Consider the following 17,147-nt stretch of genomic DNA (forward strand, 5'->3'; position numbering starts at 1 on the left):
TCTGGGTTCTCGCTCTTAGGGTTCGAGGGCTGGGTCGACGGACAACGTCCGCGCACCACGGCTGCCGGCCAGCACCAAGGCGCCAGCGGCGGACTGGGTGGCGCCGGCTATCGGCGTCGGCGTCGGCGCCGGTTGCTGCACCAGATGCAGTTGCGCGCCAGTGCCCTGGCTGACCAGCAACTGCCCGCCCTGGGTGAACAGGCGGTAATGGCCACGGGCATCGATCAGGCCGGCGGTGATGCTGACGTGCAGGCCGGTGTCCAGCGCGGTCCAGCTCTGGCCACCGTCGGTGCTGCGCAGCACATTGCCGCGCAAGCCGAAGACCAACACTTCCCCGGGCTTGCCGAGCACGCCGAAGAAGCTGCCCTGATAGGGCGTCGGAACGGCGGCGAAGCGTTGGCTGTTGTCATCCCATTTGAGCAACAGGCCTTGCTCGCCGGCGATGTACACACTGTCACCGGTGGAGGCGATGGCGTTGAGGTGGAAACCCTGGGGGTTGTCGGTGCGATCCTGAAACGGCATCCAGCTCTGGCCACCGTCGTCGGTGCGCAGGATCAGGTTGAACACCCCGACCACATAGCCGGTCTTGTCGTTGGCGAACCAGACGCCGAGCAGCGGTTTGTCCGCGCCCTGCTCGACCAGGCGCTGACCCTCGGCGACCAGCAGTGGCCACTGCTCGTTGGCCGGCTCGGCACTGGCCAGCGCTTCATAATGCTTGACCAGCAAGGCGCCGATCTGACGACCGTCGAGCTGCTTGCGCCAGGTGGTGCCGGCATCGCTGCTATGCAGCACGACACCGTCGTTACCGACCGCCCAGCCCTGTTTGGCAGAAGGAAAAAACACCGCGGTCAGATCGCTGCTGACCGGGACGCCAGCCTGCAGCCAGTGCTTGCCAGCGTCATCGGAATAAAGAATATGGCCACGCTGGCCAACGGTGACCAGGCGCTCACCGGCGCGAGCGATGCCGATCAAGGGGCTACGCACGGCCAAAGGACTCGGCTTGGCGGGCAGATCCAGCACATCAACATAACCGGCCGCCTGAGCAACACCCTGCAATAGCGCCAGCATCGAACACAGCAGTACCAGTACGAAATTTTTCAAGGAACCCATACCGCACCTTCCAGGAAAACGGCACCGCACAGCACACGAGGTGCAGTCCGGCGCCGGAGTCGGTAACCGGGGGATCTCTACCGATCACCCCGGACTTCTGTCGCCTGACGCTTAGCGGATGCCGGACGCTGCCAGCGCATCCGGAGCCCACTGCGCCTTTGAGAGAGACTCGATGTACTTGATGCCGCCGTACGCGCCCGTGATGCCGTTGATGTTGTAGGAGCCGCCCACCAGGTCGTAGATCATGAAAGGCGAGACATCGGGGATGTTTTTGTCGTAACTCTGGCTGAGGAAGGCGAAGGAGCCACGGTAGAGCTTGCCGCTGGAGTCATACTGGTCAGAAGCCAAAGCGATCCAGCTGTCTTCATCCAGGTACATGCGGCGCTTCTGGTAGATGTGCCGCGCGCCGGATTTGAGCGTGCCTTCCACTACCCAGACGCGGTGTTTCTCCCAGCGCACAAAGTCAGACGCGATGTGGTTGGGGGTCGTCAGTTGCTTGGCGTCCACAGCGTAAGTCAGCTTGTAGGTGTTGTAGGGCACGACCATTTCCTGCTTGCCCACCAGCTTCCAGTCGAAGCGGTCCAACGCACCGTTGAACACGAACACGTCGTCGTAAGTACCGGCACCGCCCGTACCAGGGTTAGGCGTGTCATAGGCCAGGTCCGGCGCCAGCTTCACTCGACGCTGGCCAGGCAGGTACTGCCAGCTGCGGCGTGGCTGCTCCAATGGGTTGGCAGTGTCCTTGAGCATGATTGCCTCTCCCGCACGGCGCGCGGGACCGGTGTAATACAGCTTCATCTGAAAGAACACGTCAGTGCTCTTGAACGGCTTCGACATGTCGTCGTAGATCGGATAGTTCGAGAACGACAGCGCCGTGGTGGACAGTGTCGGTACACCCGCCGAGTCAACGTTCCAGGAGTCATATTTGACATTTCGATTGCCCCCTACGCGCAGCAGGTGGTTCCACATGGCTTCACTGCCCGAGGTCGGGATCGGGAACGGCACGCCGGGCAGCAGGTTATCGATGGACAGACCGCCATTGATGGACTGGGTACCGGTGGCATTTTTCACGCTGTTGTCCAGCACCGCCTGAGGCAGGGCGACAGTGCGATGGGTCGGATACACATTGATGTGGTAAGTGGGATAGCGCCTGGCAAGCTCTGCCGTGGTGGCCGTCAACTGACTCTTGTACTGTTCAACGTTCTTGCCATCGATGACCAACAGCGGCTTCTCGTCGGCAAACGGGTCCGGACGCATGCCGTCGCCCGCCTTGAAGCCGGCTGGCGGGGTGGTCAGACCGCCTTTGTAGGCTGGAATCGAACCATCGGCATTAGCTGCCATCTCGGCGCCCACATTGGTCAGGCTGGTGCCCAACCTGGCTGCTTCCTGAGCCGATACAGCCGCTTGGGCCTGACCGGCAATGACAGCCGCCAGGGAAGCTGCCAACACGCTATTTAGCAATTTCATCTGAATTCTCTCCACTTGTTTTTGTGATCTGAGCGTCAATCAGAAGGTGGTTTTGAACGAGGCCGTGAGCATCCCGCGATCCTTGAGCAGCGGCGCCAGGCCGGCCTGCGAAGTGATCTGGCCGGGAATGCAGCGGTACTGCCCACTACTGCCGGGGGTGTTGTTATCGAGCCCGGTTTCACAGGTATTGAAAGGACCAAAAGAATCCACGTACTTCAGGTCGAATTTGTACTTTTGATAGACGTCCGCGGCGATGCCTACGGAGTAGCTGCCGGCGTTCTCGCTGCCACCCAACTGGACAGCCGAGTTGCCCTTGAGGCCGACGTTGTAGGAAACGGGCATGGACATATCCACACCCGGGAACACCTGGAACCAGGTCGGGGTGAAGTTGGTCGCGATGGAGTAGGCATTGGTGTCGACTTTGTCGACGCCCTGGTAACTGGAGTTGCCCTTGAAGGACTGCTGGCCCTTGTCGACGCTGACCAGATGGGTCATGGCACCTTCTACCGCCAACGAAGACGAGTCCCACAACGGGGTATTGCCAAAGCTCACCAGACCGTTGAGTACCACGTGGAAAGTCTTGCCACGGGCCGTTCCGGTGTCACCTCTGCCCGGCACGGCACCGATAAGGTTGTCGCCGTTGACCAGACCCTGCGCAGCCTGTGCACTCAAGGTCGGGTTGATGGTAGTGAAATTGCTCAGCAGCGGCATGTTCTCGCGATAGTTCACATCAAGCCCGACGCTGACCGGACCCACATTTTTCGACAGGCTGATGCCGTAGATGTCGATGTCATCGGCATAAGCGGCCAGGTATTCGGCACCCGCGAGCCCCGGCAGACCTGGCTGTTGCAGGTTGGGCGCATTGACCAGCACCACTGGCATCGGGTCCGAGGTGTTGCGGTAGTAGAAGCCCAAGGTGCCGTCCAGCCACTCCGGACTCCACTTGGCCATCAGCCCGAAGTCGCCGGAGTTGTTTGGCTTGACGTCATGCCCGCGCGGCGTACCAAAAAAAGCACCGGCCCCGCCCAGCGCCGTCGGCACTGGCAGCCAGAACACCTCCCCGCCTTCGCCGAACATGTCATAGCCGCCCATGTAGGTCCCACCCTCAGGCAGACGGGTGTTGCGGAACTCCAGGAAGTACTGCGCGCCCAAGGTCAGCTCCGGATTGACCGTGAAAGACATGGAAAGCTGGTTGCGCGGGAGGAACAGTTCCTTGGTTTCGGTGCCCGGCACGTTGTACAACTTGGCCAGGTCCAGGGCCGACTGACCATAGTTGATACCGTTGGCCGCATTGAACAGGGTCTCGCCCCAGAACATGTTGTGCCTGCCGAGCTTGCTGCTGAACATCGACTCCTCGCCGACTTCGGTGCTGTAGAACACAAAGGCATCAAGGATCTCACCGGAGGGACCGTTGTAATAACGGTCGCTGTAGTTGCTCAGCCCATGCTTGCGTGCAACGTGGCCGTTCAGCGAGTCGCCAGGCTGAATAGAGCCGGACTGACGAGCCGCTACCAGGTTACCCGCATTGCCGGCCTGCCCTGGAAAAGGGTTGGAGTTGGAACCGACATCGTCATAGGCATGGTCATACCAGCTCGCGGCGCTGACACGAAAACCCATCTTGCGCTGGTAAACCACATCGAGCTCGGTCAGCAGATCGACCCGCTGGGTCACAGCACTGCCGACACTGAAGTTTTTGTCGCCGTCGTTATAGTTGGCGGCGTTGGCAATCTTCGAATTCTGACCTTGCACCCGTTGACCGTAACTGGCCTTGAGGGTGTTATCGAAGCGCACGGTCCAATCTTCACTGGCATTGCTCAGTTCAAAGGCATGGGCAGCCGGCATGGAGGCGAGCAGCAGGGCGTTAGCCAGCAGACTGCGACGCAAAGGGCTATGCCCTGTCGTGGTGTGCATTACGTTGTCTCCGTTTTTTGTTGTTTTTGTTTTTTGGCTCTAACAACGGCTCACATCAGGTCCGGCAGTGATGCGAGCTTCTTCAGGCGGTTCTGTTCAGGCGTTTGCGTCTAGCGATCCAGCGTGCGGATAAAGTCTTCTGCCTGCGGCCACTCGCCGTAGCCGGAGGCTGGATTGAGGTGGCCTACGGCGCCGAGGTTGACCAGTTCGCTGCCCCACTGACGGGCCATTTGGGTCACCGACTCCAGGCGAGCAAGGTGATCGTTGGTACTGGCCGCGACAATCGTCGGGAACGGCAGCGGCCCTTTTGGCAGCGGGTCCCAGCCATTGGCCCGCAGGCTCTCAGCGGTCGGATAACCGATTGGCCATTTGGCCTCGAGGTCCGGTGGTGCGGCCAGCAAAGCGCCCTTGATCGGGCGGTCATGACAGGCGGCCCAGTGCACCACCATCAGCACACCGGCACTGTGGGCCACCAGGATCACCGGACCGGAAATCTGCTCCAGCTCGCGCTGGATCGCATCCACTCGTGCCGCCAGACTGAGCTTGTTGTCTTCCAGAGGTGGTACTGAGCGGACCTTGTCCAACCTGGCTTCCAGCAGCGTTTGCCAATGCGCTGGCACGTGATCGCGCAAGCCCGGAACTATCAAAATCGTGGTGTCATTCATCGCGCTATTCACCCTTGAACAATCCATCGAGCGGGTCCGCGAATGTTTCGAACCCTGCCAGCAGCACAGTAGGATTCGCCTTGTCGGAGCGGGTTACATTTAGCGTCAGCCACTTCCCTTTTGATGACAGCGTCCGTGAGTCGGCCCGGTTGGATTTACCGCACCCGGCGCTTTTCATTTCACGATCAAGTCTCTATAACTGGCAGGTAACTGCGACAGCGAGATCTCATTTGTCACAACGTGGAATGTATGCACGCCATGCCCGTACAAGCACGAACCGCCGTACTGACCAACTACCTGGATGTGGCTCACCATCTACGGCTGAACGCGATCACGCTGTTAGCCGAGGTGGGTTTGAGTCCCGCACTTCTGAGCGATCCGAGCCAACGCATCCCGGCCACCGCCAGCATCATCCTGCTGGAGAAGTCGGCGCGCCTGAGTGGTTGTGAAACCCTCGGCCTGCGTATGGCCGAGCTGCGTCAACTCGCGGACTTTGGTGAAGTGAGCCTGCTGCTCAGTCACCAGAACACGCTTCGCGATGCGCTGAATGTGATCGTGCATTACCGTCAGCAGATCAATGAGTCACTGGCGATTTTCGTAGAGGAAAGCGGCAGTACGGTGATCATTCGCGAAGAACTGGTTACCGACATGGGCACGAACAACCGCCAATCCATCGAACTGGCCATCGCCGTGATGCACCGCTTTTGCGCCGCCATGCTCGGCGCGCACTGGCACCCGATCAATGTCTGTTTCTCCCACGACGCTCCGGCAGATCTCTCCGTGCATCGACGGATCTTCGGTTGCAAGGTGGAGTTCGGCTGCGAGTTCAACGGCATCGTTTGTCCCGCCACCAACCTCGACACCGCCAATCCTCTGGCCAATGCGGCCATGGCCCGACATGCGCAGCGCTACATGGATTCGCTGCTGGGCAAAAACGACCATTCCGTGGCGTTTGAGGTGCGCAAATCCATTTACCTGTTGCTCCCCATGGGTCGCGCGACCATTGCGCAGATTGCTCAAAGCCAGGGCATGAACGTGCGCACCCTGCAGCGCCGCCTGGACGAAGAAGGGGCCAGTTTCAGCGAGTTGATCAATAGCGTGCGCCGCGACCTGGTGATTCGCTACCTGGAGAACCCCGGGTACTCGCTGGGGCGGATCGCCGACATGCTTGGCTACTCCATGCCCAACTCATTCACTCGCTGGTTCGTTTCCCAGTTCAACATGCCGCCAGCCGCCTGGCGCAGCGAACACAATATCGTGCCGCGCAAAGACAGTTGATACGCCCCGCAGCAAAAAAACGGTCATCTGCTGAAACAGACGACCGCAAAAGGAGCACATCCGGGGTACGACACTTGACTCACGCTCGCGCTGTCCAGTGAGTCGCGCAGTCCTCGATAGCGCGTCTGTTTACAAACCCCAGCGCATCAGTAACAGCACCAGAACAATCAGGAAGACTGTCTCCCCCACCATCAGCAGAATGGGCTTGATACCCACCGCGGCAAGCTCCTTGAGCTGGGTCTTCATGCCCAGGGCGCTGATGGCGATGACCAGGCACCAGCGCGATAGTTCGTTGGTGAACCCCTGCACTGCCGGGACGACCCAGCCAGTACTGTTGACGCACGCGAGAATCAGAAAGCCCACCGCGAACCAGGGTAACAACGGCGGTCGTTTACCCGTCGGGTCGACGCCCTGCGTGCGGGAAATCATCGCCGCGCAAACGATCACCGGCAAGAGCATGGCCACTCGCATCAACTTGACCACAGTGGCGGTATCGCCAGTCTCGGTAGACATGCTGTAGCCGGCACCCACCACCTGGGCAACATCGTGAATGGTGGCGCCGAGGAACACCCCGGCCAACTGGGGATTCAGCTCGAGCCAGTTGGCGATCATCGGGTAGACGATCATGGCCAGGGTCGACAGTGCCGACACGCCAATCACAGTGAACAGCGTGGCGCGCTCTTTCTGCGGATGGCTGGGAAAAGACGCCGCCAGCGCGAGCGCCGCGGAGGCACCGCAAATGGCCGTAGCGCCACCGGTGAGCATGCCGAACAGACGCTGGAACCCCATGGCCTTGGCCGCCACCATCGAGACGAGGATGGTCACCACGACCGAGATCACCACCAGGGCCGCCGGTTTCCAGCCCAGCGCGGCGATCTGTTCGAGGGTGATACGCATACCCAGCAACGCTACGCCGATGCGTAGCACGGTTCGTGAGGTGAACTCGATACCGGCCTTGCACTTGCCATCGCTGGCGAGAAAATTCAGTGCCATACCGAGCAGCAGCGCGAACAGCATGACCGGCGCACCATAGTGCTCGGATAGAAAACTCGCCGCTGCAGCAACAATCAGGCTGACGATAAAACCGGGAACCCGTTCTTGTACGCGGCCATGGACATAGGCCAGAGCAATGGCACTCATAACGCGGTCTCCCTGGAAGTGATGACAATGAACACCTGGCCGTCGACCACCTCGACCGGGTAGTTGCCGACCTTCACGCTGTTTGAATTGAGCAGGTAGCCGCTCGCCAGGTCGAAGCGCAGGCCATGGGCACAGCACTGGATCACCCGGCCCTCAAGTCGGCCACCACACAGTGAAGCCCCCTGATGCGGACAGCTGTCGTCGATGGCGTAGAGCTGGCCGGCGACATTGAACAATGCCAGGCTGCTGCCCGCCGGCTCGAACAGCGTGCGCATGCCAAGTGCCGGGACCTTCTCGGGCGGCACCGCAATGCGCCGGCTCATGCCGATTGACTCCCGGTCACGTCCTGCGCAAGGGCTTGGTGCATGGCCTGCAACAGCACCTCGGCCGGCTGCGCACCGGACACCACCTGGCGCCGGTTGAAGATGAAATAAGGCACCCCCCGGGCGCCCATCCCGTCATCATCGAAGGGGCAGTGAGCACCCAGCAGACAGTCGGCCAGGGCCGCGCGCGGATAGCCACAGGACTCGGCGATCGCCAACAGGGTGGCACTGTCTGCGAGATCCTTGCCACGATGAAAATAGGCGGCGAACAGCTGCTCCAGCAAGGCGTCGCGCTGCGCCACACTCCCCAGTTCAGTGGCGCACTCAAACAGCCGATGAGCATCGGCAGTATTGGGCATCGTCTTGATGCTACTGAAGTCGATGCTCAAGCCTACGGCGGCTGCGGCCTGCCGGACTTGCGCCTGGCGCGCTCGCACGGCCTCGGCGCTGCCCAGACGCTTTTGGTAGAACTCGACAAAAGGCACACCCTGCGCCGGCAGGTGCGGCAGCAACTGCACGCCATGCCAGACCAGCTCCAACTCGATCTCCGGGTGGCTGGCGCGCAACTTCGTGAGTGCGCGATTGAGCTGACGCTTGCCAATCAGGCACCAGGGGCAAATGAAGTCGAAGAACGCATCAACACGCAATACCCTCGTCACGGTGACACCTCCATCACCGCTTTAGCGGGCGCTTGATCGACCGCCTCACCCTGCACACGGGACATGTCATCGAGATAGTGACAGCGGATATAGAAGAACACCGCCGCTGCCGCGATGCTCATCAGCGGCACCAGCTGGAAGGCCCCGTGCAGGCCGATAAGATCGGACACTCTGCCGGTGACGAAAGGCCCCGGGGCCAGGCCGAGCAAATTATTGACCAGGGTCAGGGTGGCAAAAGCAGTGCCATGCACTTTGTAGTGGGTCAGGTTCGCGATCGTGGCAATGGTCGGGCCGTTGACGCCAGTCACCAATAGCATGGCCAGGCCGATCAGCCCCAACTGCACAGGACCGGTCGACTGAACCAACGCCAGCGACATCAGCAGGCAACTGCCCAGGCAGAACACCATGGACATCTCGATCTTGCGCAATGGAGATTGACGGCACAGGCGATCACTGAGCATGCCGCAGAGAATCGCGCCGGCGCCGCAGCACAGCACCATGACGCCTGCCACAACCCCGGCCTTGCCCTCGCCCATCCCGTAATAGCGGTTGAAAAAGCTCGGCATCCACACAATCATGCTACCGGCAACGAACGTCTGCAGGCCGCTGGCGACATAAGCGGCGATCACCGAACGCGTGCCGTACAAGGTGCGCAGCGGACGCTTGACCGCCGTTTTGGCATTGCTCCCGACCGTGGCTAGGCGCTGCGGGGCAATACGCGCCTCCTTGACGATGATCGGGTAAAGCGCCGCCAGCAGCAGGCCAAACAGCGCCATGCTGGCGAACGACCAACGCCAGCCCAGCTTGACCGCAATCGCCCCGCCGATGGAGATACCCAACACCGAGCCGAACATGGCGCCCGCCATGAAGGCACTGGCGAGGGTCGCACGCATGCTTTTGGGAAACACCGACACCACCACGGCGATGCCGACGCTACCGTAGGCCGCCTCGCCGACGCCCACCATGAAGCGCGCAAACAACATTTCCGGGTAGTTCTGTGCCAGGGCGCAGCCCAGGGTGGCCAGGCTCCACAGCATGGCCATCAGCGCCAGGCTCTTGACCCGGCCAAAGCGGTCGGCCAGCAGCGACAGGGGAATGGTCAGTAGGCCCACCATCAGCGCGACAATGCCGCTCAGCAGACCGAGTTGGCCGTCGCTCAGCGTCCACTCGTTCTTGAGAATCGGGAACACGGCATTGAGTACCTGCCGTGACATGTAATCGGAAATCAACAAGCCAAAGGTCAGCACAAACACAATCCAGGCGTACCGTCGCGGAATGCCAATCGAAGTATCCATTTCATCGGCCACAGTACTGTGATGAAACGCCATGCTGCCTCCTCGGTGTCTAGCACCCGTTTTGTTATTGTTTTTGGTCTTGCTCACGCGTTCAGGTGGGCAGGGGCAGAACGCCATTGGCTTCCTGCCCCGCCATCTGGATTACCCGCGCTGTGGTACGCCCTTCTGACTCGGCTTGCGGTTCGGTGCCATGCCGTTGGCCAACAGGGTTTCTTCAACAGTCTTGTACTGCACTCCGATACGGTAGATGTCGCGCGCCTCTTTACCGGTGGCGATTTCACGCCCCAGCTCGTGAGCGATACGCACCGTCTGCTTGACCTGCTCTACGGAAGAGAAGCGCTTGCCGTGTTGATCGATAATGGTGTCTTCATTACCGAGTCGTGGGTGCAAGCCCATGGCCAGGGCAATGGTGTTAAGTGGCAGGACGTTCTTGAGCAGCGACTCGGCAGTCAAGGTACAACGATCCGGTACGCGATTGATGAAGTTCATCAGGTTCATCGGGTTCGGGCCGTCGAATCCACCGCCAATGCCGATCCAGGTCAGGTTCAAAGGGCCCTTGTAGACGCCCTTGCGCACCAGGCGCTCGAGGGTTTCGTAGGCATGAATGCCGGTCAGCTGGAAGTGCGGCTGGATATTGCTGGCTTGCAGGCGCTTGAGGTGTTCGGCGACCCAGGCAGGGCCTGCCGGTACGGTCATTTCGCTATACGCGGCATTGGTCACCGGATCAAGCAGGGAGGTGCCTTCAATGCCTTGCGGGAACAGCAGCTCCGCGATATTCATCTGAATGGTGTTGATGGCGATGGTGACCTGATCCGGCTTCGGCGTCAGTTCCGCCAGCATGTGCCGGGTATCATCTGAGAGCCAAAGGGCTTCCGCGCCTTCGCCTTCAGGGGCAAAGGAAATCGAGCCGCCGACCTGGATGATCATGTCCGGTACGGCTTCACGCACACCGGCGATCAACTCGTTGAACTTGGACAGGCGCTTGGAGCCTTTACCGTCCAGTTCGCGCACATGCAAGTGCAGCACAGTGGCGCCTGCTTCATAGCAGTCGACAGCCGCCTGCACGTGCTCGTCCATGGTCATCGGAATGTCTTCAGGGAAGTCTCCCGGCATCCACTGTGGGGCGTAAGGGGCGACAGTAATCACCACTTTTTCCATGTTTTCCGGGTGCAGGGAATCGTCGAAAAACTGCATGCTTATCTCCTGTTTTTATTGTTGCCCGCCCGACGGGCTGTACAGAGCGGGCGCTGGCACGGGTGTCGGTGAGGTTGCTCAGTAGGTCTTTTCGCCAATGATCCCGGCACGCTCCATCTTGCGATGGCAGGGTGGGTAATCCATCACGGCGTAGTGCTGTGTGCTGCGGTTGTCCCAGATGGCGATGCTGTTAGGCTTCCAGCGCCAGCGCACCTGATACTCCGGAATGTGGGCCTGGCTGGTCAGGTGACGCAGTAGCTCGGACGAGCCCTGGGTGAAATCCTGGCCGACACGCACACGTTCGGCCGTGTGGAAGTTGGTGAAGTGAGTCGTGAAGGAATTGACGAACAGCACCTTCTCGCCAGTCTCTGGATGAGTGCGCACCACGGGGTGCTCAGCGTCCGGGTACTGGGCCTTGAGCGCCAGGCGCCGTTCGATCGGCATCACCGCACCGAAGGTCGCCTCGATACTATGACGGGCACGAAGGCCTTCGATCTTCGCTTTTATCTCGTCTGGCAGATGCTTGTAAGCCTCCACCATGTTGGCCCACATGGTGTCACCACCAACTGGCGGGCACTCCAGGCAACGCAGCACGCTGCCCAGCGGCGGCGCCTCGCGCCAGGTGGCGTCGGTGTGCCAGGAGTTCTCGTAACGGTCGATCGGGCTGTCCGGATTCTTGTAAACCTGCACCAGGCCAGGATAATCCGGGTGGCTGCCGATGACCGGGTGATCCTCCAGTTCGCCGAAGCGTTGGGCAAAGGCCACATGCTCGGCGCGACTGATGTCCTGGTCGCGCAAAAACAGTACGCGATGCTTGAGCAACTGGACGCGGATCTCGGCGAACAGACCGTCGTCATGGACGGCATCGGCAAGGTTGACGCCCGTCAGCTCTGCGCCAATGCTGCAGGTTAGTTGTTCGACTTGCATGGCGGCAGACCTCCTCAGATGACGAAAATCGATGAGCCAGTGGTCTTGCGCGACTCCAGATCACGGTGAGCCTGCACGGCGTCCTGCAAGCAGTAATGCTGGTTGATCCCGATCTTGATCTTGCCGCTCCCGACCAGGCCGAACAGCTCACCGGCCAGGTCAGCCTTTTCTGCCGGGTCGGCGATGTAATCTGCCAGTGCCGGACGCGTCATGAACAGCGAGCCTTTCATCGCCAGTTGCGCTGGACTAAACGGCGGAATCGGACCGGATGCCGTGCCGACGCAGACCATCAGGCCACGACGTTTGAGAGAGTCCAGCGAGCCTTCGAACGTGCTTTTGCCAACACTATCGAACACCACATTGACGCCGACACCGCTGGTCAATTCACGCACGCGCTTGGCCACATCTTCGTGGCTGTAATTGATCACATGATCGCAACCATGAGCACGGGCGAGTTCAGCCTTGGCCTCGCTGGACACGGTGCCGATTACGTTCAGGCCCTGTAGCTTGGCCCATTGCGAGACAATCAGGCCGACACCACCGGCGGCAGCGTGCAGCAGGATGCTGTCGCCGGCCTTGAAGTCATAGATGCGACGCATCAGGTACGCCGAGGTAAGCCCCCGCATGGTCATGGCCGCTGCGGTCTCAAACGAAATATCTTCCGGCAGCTTTATCAACGGCGCGGCCGGGATCAGGCGCTCGGTGCTGTAGGCGCCGAGGGTGTTGGTAAAGCCGGTATAGGTGACCCGATCGCCGACCACCACATTGCTCACGCCCTCGCCCACTGCCTCCACCACACCGGCGGCTTCAACGCCGATGCCATTGGGCATCGGGATCGGGTAAGTGCCATTGCGAAAATAGGTGTCGGCATAGTTGAGGCCGACCGCTACGTGGCGAAGTCGAACCTCACCAGGACCTGGGTCGCCGACCTCTACCTCTTCAAAGCGAAGAACCTCGGGACCACCGGTTTCGTAAAATCGTACGACTTGGGCCATGCTTTTTTTCTCCAATCAGCGTTCTGGGTGCACTACGGCGATGACGTTGAGTGGAATGTAAGCTGCAGGCCTTTTGAGCGCGTCTCATCAGACGACACCGTCGGCACATTTCATGACAAACGGCGTCGTTGGGCACCTTCCTCCCCCGGTGACGTCCCTATCTGCATATTTGACTCAGGCGTGACGCTCGATAGCGGCGGCTTCACCGACTGGAGGCTGGCCCGACCACCCACATGTACGCATGCCGCATCAGAACAGGTCGTCGTTCTCATCCAGGGGTGATGATTGACGCGCGCATTCTCTTAGCCAGTTCATGAAAACCAGCAATCGCTTGGGGATAGTGCCGAGCGACGGGTGAACCAGATAGTAATCGTAGTGGCCTGAGCGGCTGAATTCAGCGAGCGGCAGAACGAGCTCGCCGCGATCAACCCGCTTCTGCACAAGCTGTTGGCGGCCAATTGCAATGCCGGCGTGGTTCATGGCTGCGGTCACACATAAATCAGAACGATCGAAGGTCAAGCTACGTTTGGGAAGTGCCGTGAGCAGGTTGTGTTGCTCTGCCCAAAGCGTCCACTCGGCATCATAGGCCGCATGATCCCAGGCCAGGGAGTCATGCAAGGTTGTGCAGTTCCTTAAGTTATCCGGATTCTCCTCCAGGCGATGGCGTCGCGCATACTCGGGACTGCACACCGGGGCCAGTCGCTCGCGCATCAACCGATGGCTCGTCAGCCCGGGAAACTCGCCATTGGCATAGTACAGGGCCAAGTCGATTTTACGGGTTCGAAAGTCGACATTGTCATTGCCTACCCGCAGGTCCAAAGACACCAAGGGATATCGCTCGATAAAGTCCGCCAGCCTTGGAACCAGCCAGCATTGGGCAATGGAAGGCCTGACATAGAGCGCGATCGAGCCGGCAATTTCCACCTGTGACGATTGCTCGAGTGCCTCGGACAATTCTCCCATCGCATTCTGGAGTATATCGAAGATACGTTCGCCCTCGTCCGTCAGGCTGACCTGCCGGGTCAGGCGCTGGAACAGCTTCATGGATAAGGCGGTTTCCAGCCGACTTATACGGTGGCTCACGGCGCTTGCGGTCAAACACAGTTCCTCTGCTGCACGGGCGAAGCTCAGATGACGAGCGGCAACCAAAAAGGTGTGAAGGTTCGCGAACTGGCTGCTGTTGAGCCTGGAACTGATACGCGGAGGAAGGTTGAGCACGACAGTTTTCCCTCAAACCCAAAAGCCGCCTTGCGTTGTACGCATTTCCAGCGGGTAAACGTAAAGAATGTGGCAAGACGTTCATCTTGCCACATTCGGTTTACGCTTAAATCAGCGAGAACTCTGTCGAGTCCAGGCAATTCGGGTCCATCCAGGCCCGATTAACCTTTAGCGAGCAATTCACGGCCCTTGGCCAAATAAGCTTCCATCTCGTCGCAAGGCACCATATTGCCGCCCGTTGCCCACACCAGATGGGTGGCTTGCATCATGGCCTGGCTGTCCAGGCGCGCGCGCGCCAAGTAGCCCTGCTGGTCGGCCAGGACTCTGGCAATGCCGGGCACGCCGGCGAGCGCGGATGGCTCGAGGCGCACACCTTCGCTGCGCTCCATCAGTGCCAGCAAACTGTACATTTCCTCGTCGCTGACCGTGTAGAAACCATCAAGCAAGCGCTGCATGGCCTTGCCGACAAAACCTGAAGCGCGTCCGACGGCGAGGCCGTCAGCAGCCGTCACGTTGTCAATGCCGAAGTCTTGCACGCTCACTTCGTCGTGCAGGCCGGTGTAGACGCCCAGCATCATGCACGGCGAGTGTGTGGGCTCGGCGAAGATGCAATGGACAGCATCGCCGAAGGCTAGCTTCAGGCCGAAGGCCACGCCGCCAGGCGCGCCACCCACCCCACAGGGCAGATAAACAAACAATGGATGTTGCGCATCCACAGTGATGTCAGCCACTGCCAATTGCTTTTTCAGGCGCTCGGCAGCCACCGAGTAGCCGAGGAACAAGTTGACCGAGTTTTCATCGTCCACAAAATGGCAGGCTGGATCGGACTCCGCTTGTTGGCGGCCTTGCGCAACGGCCACGCTGTAATCGGAGGAATACTCAATAACGGTAACGCCGTGTGAGCGTAACTTGTCTTTCTTCCATTGCCGCGCATCCGCCGACATATGCACGGTCACCTGGAAACCCAATGCCGCCCCCATGATACCGATGGACATTCCAAGGTTGCCGGTCGAGCCGACCGCTATTTTGTATTGGCCGAAAAAGGCACGGGCCTTATCGCTGTCCAGCACTGCGTAGTCGTCGTCAACCGTCAACAGATTCGCGGCCAACGCCAGGTCTTCGGCATGCTTGAGTACTTCATAGATTCCACCGCGCGCCTTGATGGAACCCGAAATCGGCAGATGGCTGTCCCGTTTGAGCCACAGCGCCCCTTCCAACGCCTGACCGTATCGCTCGCCGAGCAATTGCTGCAGGTGTGGCACGGGCAGAATGTCCGATTCGATAATGCCGCCACTGCTTTCCGTTTCCGGAAATGCACGCCGCAGGTAAGAAGCAAAACGCGTCAGTCGCGCGCTGGCATCGGCGACGTCTGCGGCCGTCAACCCCACATCGCCAATCGATTCCGCGACCGGCGCCACGGCAGGGTTGAACCAAGTGGTTTCTTGCAGCGTGACCAGATCGCGAATCAAAGGATAACTGGAGTACCAGCTTTCAAGGGGTCTTCCCAAAATCATGACGTGGTCCCTTTAAATAATCAGGATGAAAATACGGGTGAGATCAAACAAATTGCGACAGCAGCAGGGTCAGCCCCAGCGCAATCAATGAAGCCAACACGGTGGCCGAGGTGAACTTCTTCAACGCCTCGGCGAGCGAGACACCCAGGTACTCCTTGACCACCCAGAAGGCAGAGTCCGTCACATGGGTCCAGCCAATGGCGCCGGCACCGATGGCAATACAGATAATTTCTTTACTTACGGTTGGATGAGCACTCAGCATCGGCATCACCATGCCGGCGGCGCTGATCATTGCCACCGTCGCTGAACCGACCGCGAAATGCATCAACCCGGCCACCAACCACGCCAGGACGATGGGATTCATGTTCAATTGCGTCAACGAACCGGACAGCGCGTTACCCACACCGCTGTCGACCAGGATGCCGTTGAATGCCCCACCGGCACCGATAATCAGCAGAATGCTGGCCAGCGGAGGAAAGCTCTTCTGAGTGTGCGCGAGCAAGTCAGGCATTGATAAACCGCGGCGCAAACCCAACGCCCAGTAAGCGAACACCACAGCAATGAACAGTGCTATCAGCGGCGTCCCCAGAAACGAAACTATGCTGAAGAGCACGGAGTCATGGGGCAGTCCGGCTGCAAGACTTTTGCCGACCATCAGCAGAAGTGGCAACAGGATGGTCATCAGCGTCAAGCCAAGGCCTGGCAAGTCCCGGGTCGCGCTGTCAACGCAATGTTCGTCCAGAAAAGCTTCTTGAGCGTCGGGCGCTTCACTCTTGCAGACCAGCTTGATCCACAGCGGCCCGGCAATGATGGCGGTAGGCAGCGCGATAATGAGGCCATACACAATCACCTTGCCGACATCGGCTCCCAGCAGCCCGGTGATGGCCATGGCGGCAGGATGCGGGGGCAACATGCAATGAACCGCCATTAGCGACACCGCCAAGGGCACGCCCAGGTATAGAAGGTTGATCCGGGTCTCTTTGGCGACCACATAGATCAGGGGAATCAGCAGAACGAATCCAACCTCGAAGAACACAGGTATGCCCGCGATAAACCCAACAAGCATCATGGCCCATGAGGCGCGCTCTTTACCCAAGGCGCTCAATAGCGTCTGGGCAATGCGCTCCGCGCCACCGGACTCTTCCAGCATCTTGCCGAGTATGCCGCCAAGGCCAATGATCGTTGCCAGGAACCCGAGTGTTCCACCGACACCTTTTTCATAGGAAGAGGCCATTTGCGCCAGTGGCATGCCTGAACCGATACCCACCACAAAGCTCGCTGCGGTCAAGGCCAGGAATGCATGGACACGCACTTTGACGATTAGAAAAACGATCAGAATGATGGCGCAAAACAACACCAGCAAAAGAGTGGGACCACTGTGCATACAATCTCCTGAAGAGCTTTTATTGTTGAAATGAGTGATCTGGGTCACTCAGCTTTTCGGCATTAGA

The 17,147-nt window shown here is 59.7% G+C and carries 15 protein-coding genes; 1 reads left to right on the forward strand and 14 read right to left on the reverse strand.

Annotated features, from left to right (window positions below; all coding sequences use genetic code 11):
- Positions 1-15 precede the first annotated feature (15 nt).
- The 4 genes from KGB07_RS05230 to KGB07_RS05245 form a co-directional block, all read right to left on the reverse strand.
- Positions 16-1,110, reverse strand: a complete 1,095-nt coding sequence (locus KGB07_RS05230) for a WD40/YVTN/BNR-like repeat-containing protein (RefSeq protein WP_223464802.1) — start codon at positions 1,108-1,110, stop codon at positions 16-18.
- 111 nt (positions 1,111-1,221) lie between these two features.
- The gene (locus KGB07_RS05235; protein ID WP_046038025.1) at positions 1,222-2,577 is read right to left on the reverse strand and encodes a DUF1329 domain-containing protein; all 1,356 of its coding nucleotides are present in this window, start codon (positions 2,575-2,577) and stop codon (positions 1,222-1,224) included.
- A 39-nt stretch (positions 2,578-2,616) separates the two neighbouring features.
- The gene (locus tag KGB07_RS05240) at positions 2,617-4,488 is read right to left on the reverse strand and encodes a DUF1302 domain-containing protein (RefSeq protein ID WP_046038026.1); all 1,872 of its coding nucleotides are present in this window, start codon (positions 4,486-4,488) and stop codon (positions 2,617-2,619) included.
- 110 nt (positions 4,489-4,598) lie between these two features.
- Positions 4,599-5,153: an RBBP9/YdeN family alpha/beta hydrolase gene (locus tag KGB07_RS05245; RefSeq protein WP_223464804.1), complete on the reverse strand. Its 555-nt coding sequence runs from the start codon at positions 5,151-5,153 to the stop codon at positions 4,599-4,601.
- A gap of 258 nt (positions 5,154-5,411) precedes the next feature.
- On the opposite strand from KGB07_RS05245, the gene KGB07_RS05250 reads away from it, so the two are divergent.
- Positions 5,412-6,431 (forward strand): AraC family transcriptional regulator, encoded by a 1,020-nt coding sequence (locus KGB07_RS05250; protein ID WP_046038057.1) that lies wholly within the window; start codon positions 5,412-5,414, stop codon positions 6,429-6,431.
- Positions 6,432-6,560: 129 nt separating this feature from the next.
- Here KGB07_RS05250 and KGB07_RS05255 read toward each other — a convergent pair whose 3' ends face one another.
- From KGB07_RS05255 to KGB07_RS05300, 10 genes are all read right to left on the reverse strand, one after another.
- Entirely contained in the window at positions 6,561-7,571 is a 1,011-nt protein-coding gene (locus KGB07_RS05255; protein WP_223464806.1) for a YeiH family protein, read from the reverse strand.
- Positions 7,568-7,894, reverse strand: a complete 327-nt coding sequence (locus tag KGB07_RS05260; RefSeq protein WP_046038033.1) for a Rieske (2Fe-2S) protein — start codon at positions 7,892-7,894, stop codon at positions 7,568-7,570. The genes KGB07_RS05255 and KGB07_RS05260 overlap by 4 nt, the downstream gene beginning before the upstream one ends.
- Positions 7,891-8,553, reverse strand: coding sequence for a DsbA family oxidoreductase (locus tag KGB07_RS05265; protein WP_046038034.1), 663 nt, complete (start codon positions 8,551-8,553; stop codon positions 7,891-7,893). Before KGB07_RS05265 ends, KGB07_RS05260 begins: the two co-directional genes overlap by 4 nt.
- Complete coding sequence (locus KGB07_RS05270; protein WP_046038035.1) at positions 8,550-9,881, reverse strand: MFS transporter; 1,332 nt, start codon at positions 9,879-9,881, stop codon at positions 8,550-8,552. The genes KGB07_RS05265 and KGB07_RS05270 overlap by 4 nt, the downstream gene beginning before the upstream one ends.
- A 108-nt stretch (positions 9,882-9,989) precedes the next feature.
- Complete coding sequence (locus KGB07_RS05275; RefSeq protein WP_046038036.1) at positions 9,990-11,042, reverse strand: 3-keto-5-aminohexanoate cleavage protein; 1,053 nt, start codon at positions 11,040-11,042, stop codon at positions 9,990-9,992.
- Positions 11,043-11,120: 78 nt separating this feature from the next.
- The gene (locus KGB07_RS05280; RefSeq protein ID WP_046038037.1) at positions 11,121-11,969 is read right to left on the reverse strand and encodes a TauD/TfdA dioxygenase family protein; all 849 of its coding nucleotides are present in this window, start codon (positions 11,967-11,969) and stop codon (positions 11,121-11,123) included.
- A gap of 14 nt (positions 11,970-11,983) precedes the next feature.
- The gene (locus KGB07_RS05285) at positions 11,984-12,964 is read right to left on the reverse strand and encodes a quinone oxidoreductase family protein (protein ID WP_046038039.1); all 981 of its coding nucleotides are present in this window, start codon (positions 12,962-12,964) and stop codon (positions 11,984-11,986) included.
- Between the two features lie 249 nt (positions 12,965-13,213).
- A complete protein-coding gene (gene dsdC / locus KGB07_RS05290) occupies positions 13,214-14,182 on the reverse strand; it encodes a DNA-binding transcriptional regulator DsdC (RefSeq protein WP_046038041.1) in 969 nt (322 codons plus the stop codon).
- A gap of 161 nt (positions 14,183-14,343) precedes the next feature.
- Positions 14,344-15,696, reverse strand: coding sequence for a D-serine ammonia-lyase (gene dsdA / locus KGB07_RS05295; RefSeq protein ID WP_223464807.1), 1,353 nt, complete (start codon positions 15,694-15,696; stop codon positions 14,344-14,346).
- A 43-nt stretch (positions 15,697-15,739) separates the two neighbouring features.
- Positions 15,740-17,080, reverse strand: a complete 1,341-nt coding sequence (locus KGB07_RS05300) for a gluconate:H+ symporter (protein ID WP_223464813.1) — start codon at positions 17,078-17,080, stop codon at positions 15,740-15,742.
- Positions 17,081-17,147 lie beyond the last annotated feature (67 nt).

Source organism: Pseudomonas sp. GL-RE-26 (assembly GCF_019956275.1).
Lineage (GTDB): Bacteria > Pseudomonadota > Gammaproteobacteria > Pseudomonadales > Pseudomonadaceae > Aquipseudomonas > Aquipseudomonas grandcourensis.

Bases quoted from the DNA above. Each gene is read 5' to 3' on its own strand.
- KGB07_RS05230 (WP_223464802.1), bottom strand. From the start codon at position 1,110: ATGGGTTCCTTGAAAAATTTCGTACTGGTACTGCTGTGTTCGATGCTG.
- KGB07_RS05235 (WP_046038025.1), bottom strand. From the start codon at position 2,577: ATGAAATTGCTAAATAGCGTGTTGGCAGCTTCCCTGGCGGCTGTCATT.
- KGB07_RS05240 (WP_046038026.1), bottom strand. From the start codon at position 4,488: ATGCACACCACGACAGGGCATAGCCCTTTGCGTCGCAGTCTGCTGGCT.
- KGB07_RS05245 (WP_223464804.1), bottom strand. From the start codon at position 5,153: ATGAATGACACCACGATTTTGATAGTTCCGGGCTTGCGCGATCACGTG.
- KGB07_RS05250 (WP_046038057.1), top strand. From the start codon at position 5,412: ATGCCCGTACAAGCACGAACCGCCGTACTGACCAACTACCTGGATGTG.
- KGB07_RS05255 (WP_223464806.1), bottom strand. From the start codon at position 7,571: ATGAGTGCCATTGCTCTGGCCTATGTCCATGGCCGCGTACAAGAACGG.
- KGB07_RS05260 (WP_046038033.1), bottom strand. From the start codon at position 7,894: ATGAGCCGGCGCATTGCGGTGCCGCCCGAGAAGGTCCCGGCACTTGGC.
- KGB07_RS05270 (WP_046038035.1), bottom strand. From the start codon at position 9,881: ATGGCGTTTCATCACAGTACTGTGGCCGATGAAATGGATACTTCGATT.
- KGB07_RS05275 (WP_046038036.1), bottom strand. From the start codon at position 11,042: ATGCAGTTTTTCGACGATTCCCTGCACCCGGAAAACATGGAAAAAGTG.
- KGB07_RS05280 (WP_046038037.1), bottom strand. From the start codon at position 11,969: ATGCAAGTCGAACAACTAACCTGCAGCATTGGCGCAGAGCTGACGGGC.
- KGB07_RS05285 (WP_046038039.1), bottom strand. From the start codon at position 12,964: ATGGCCCAAGTCGTACGATTTTACGAAACCGGTGGTCCCGAGGTTCTT.
- dsdA (WP_223464807.1), bottom strand. From the start codon at position 15,696: ATGATTTTGGGAAGACCCCTTGAAAGCTGGTACTCCAGTTATCCTTTG.
- KGB07_RS05300 (WP_223464813.1), bottom strand. From the start codon at position 17,080: ATGCACAGTGGTCCCACTCTTTTGCTGGTGTTGTTTTGCGCCATCATT.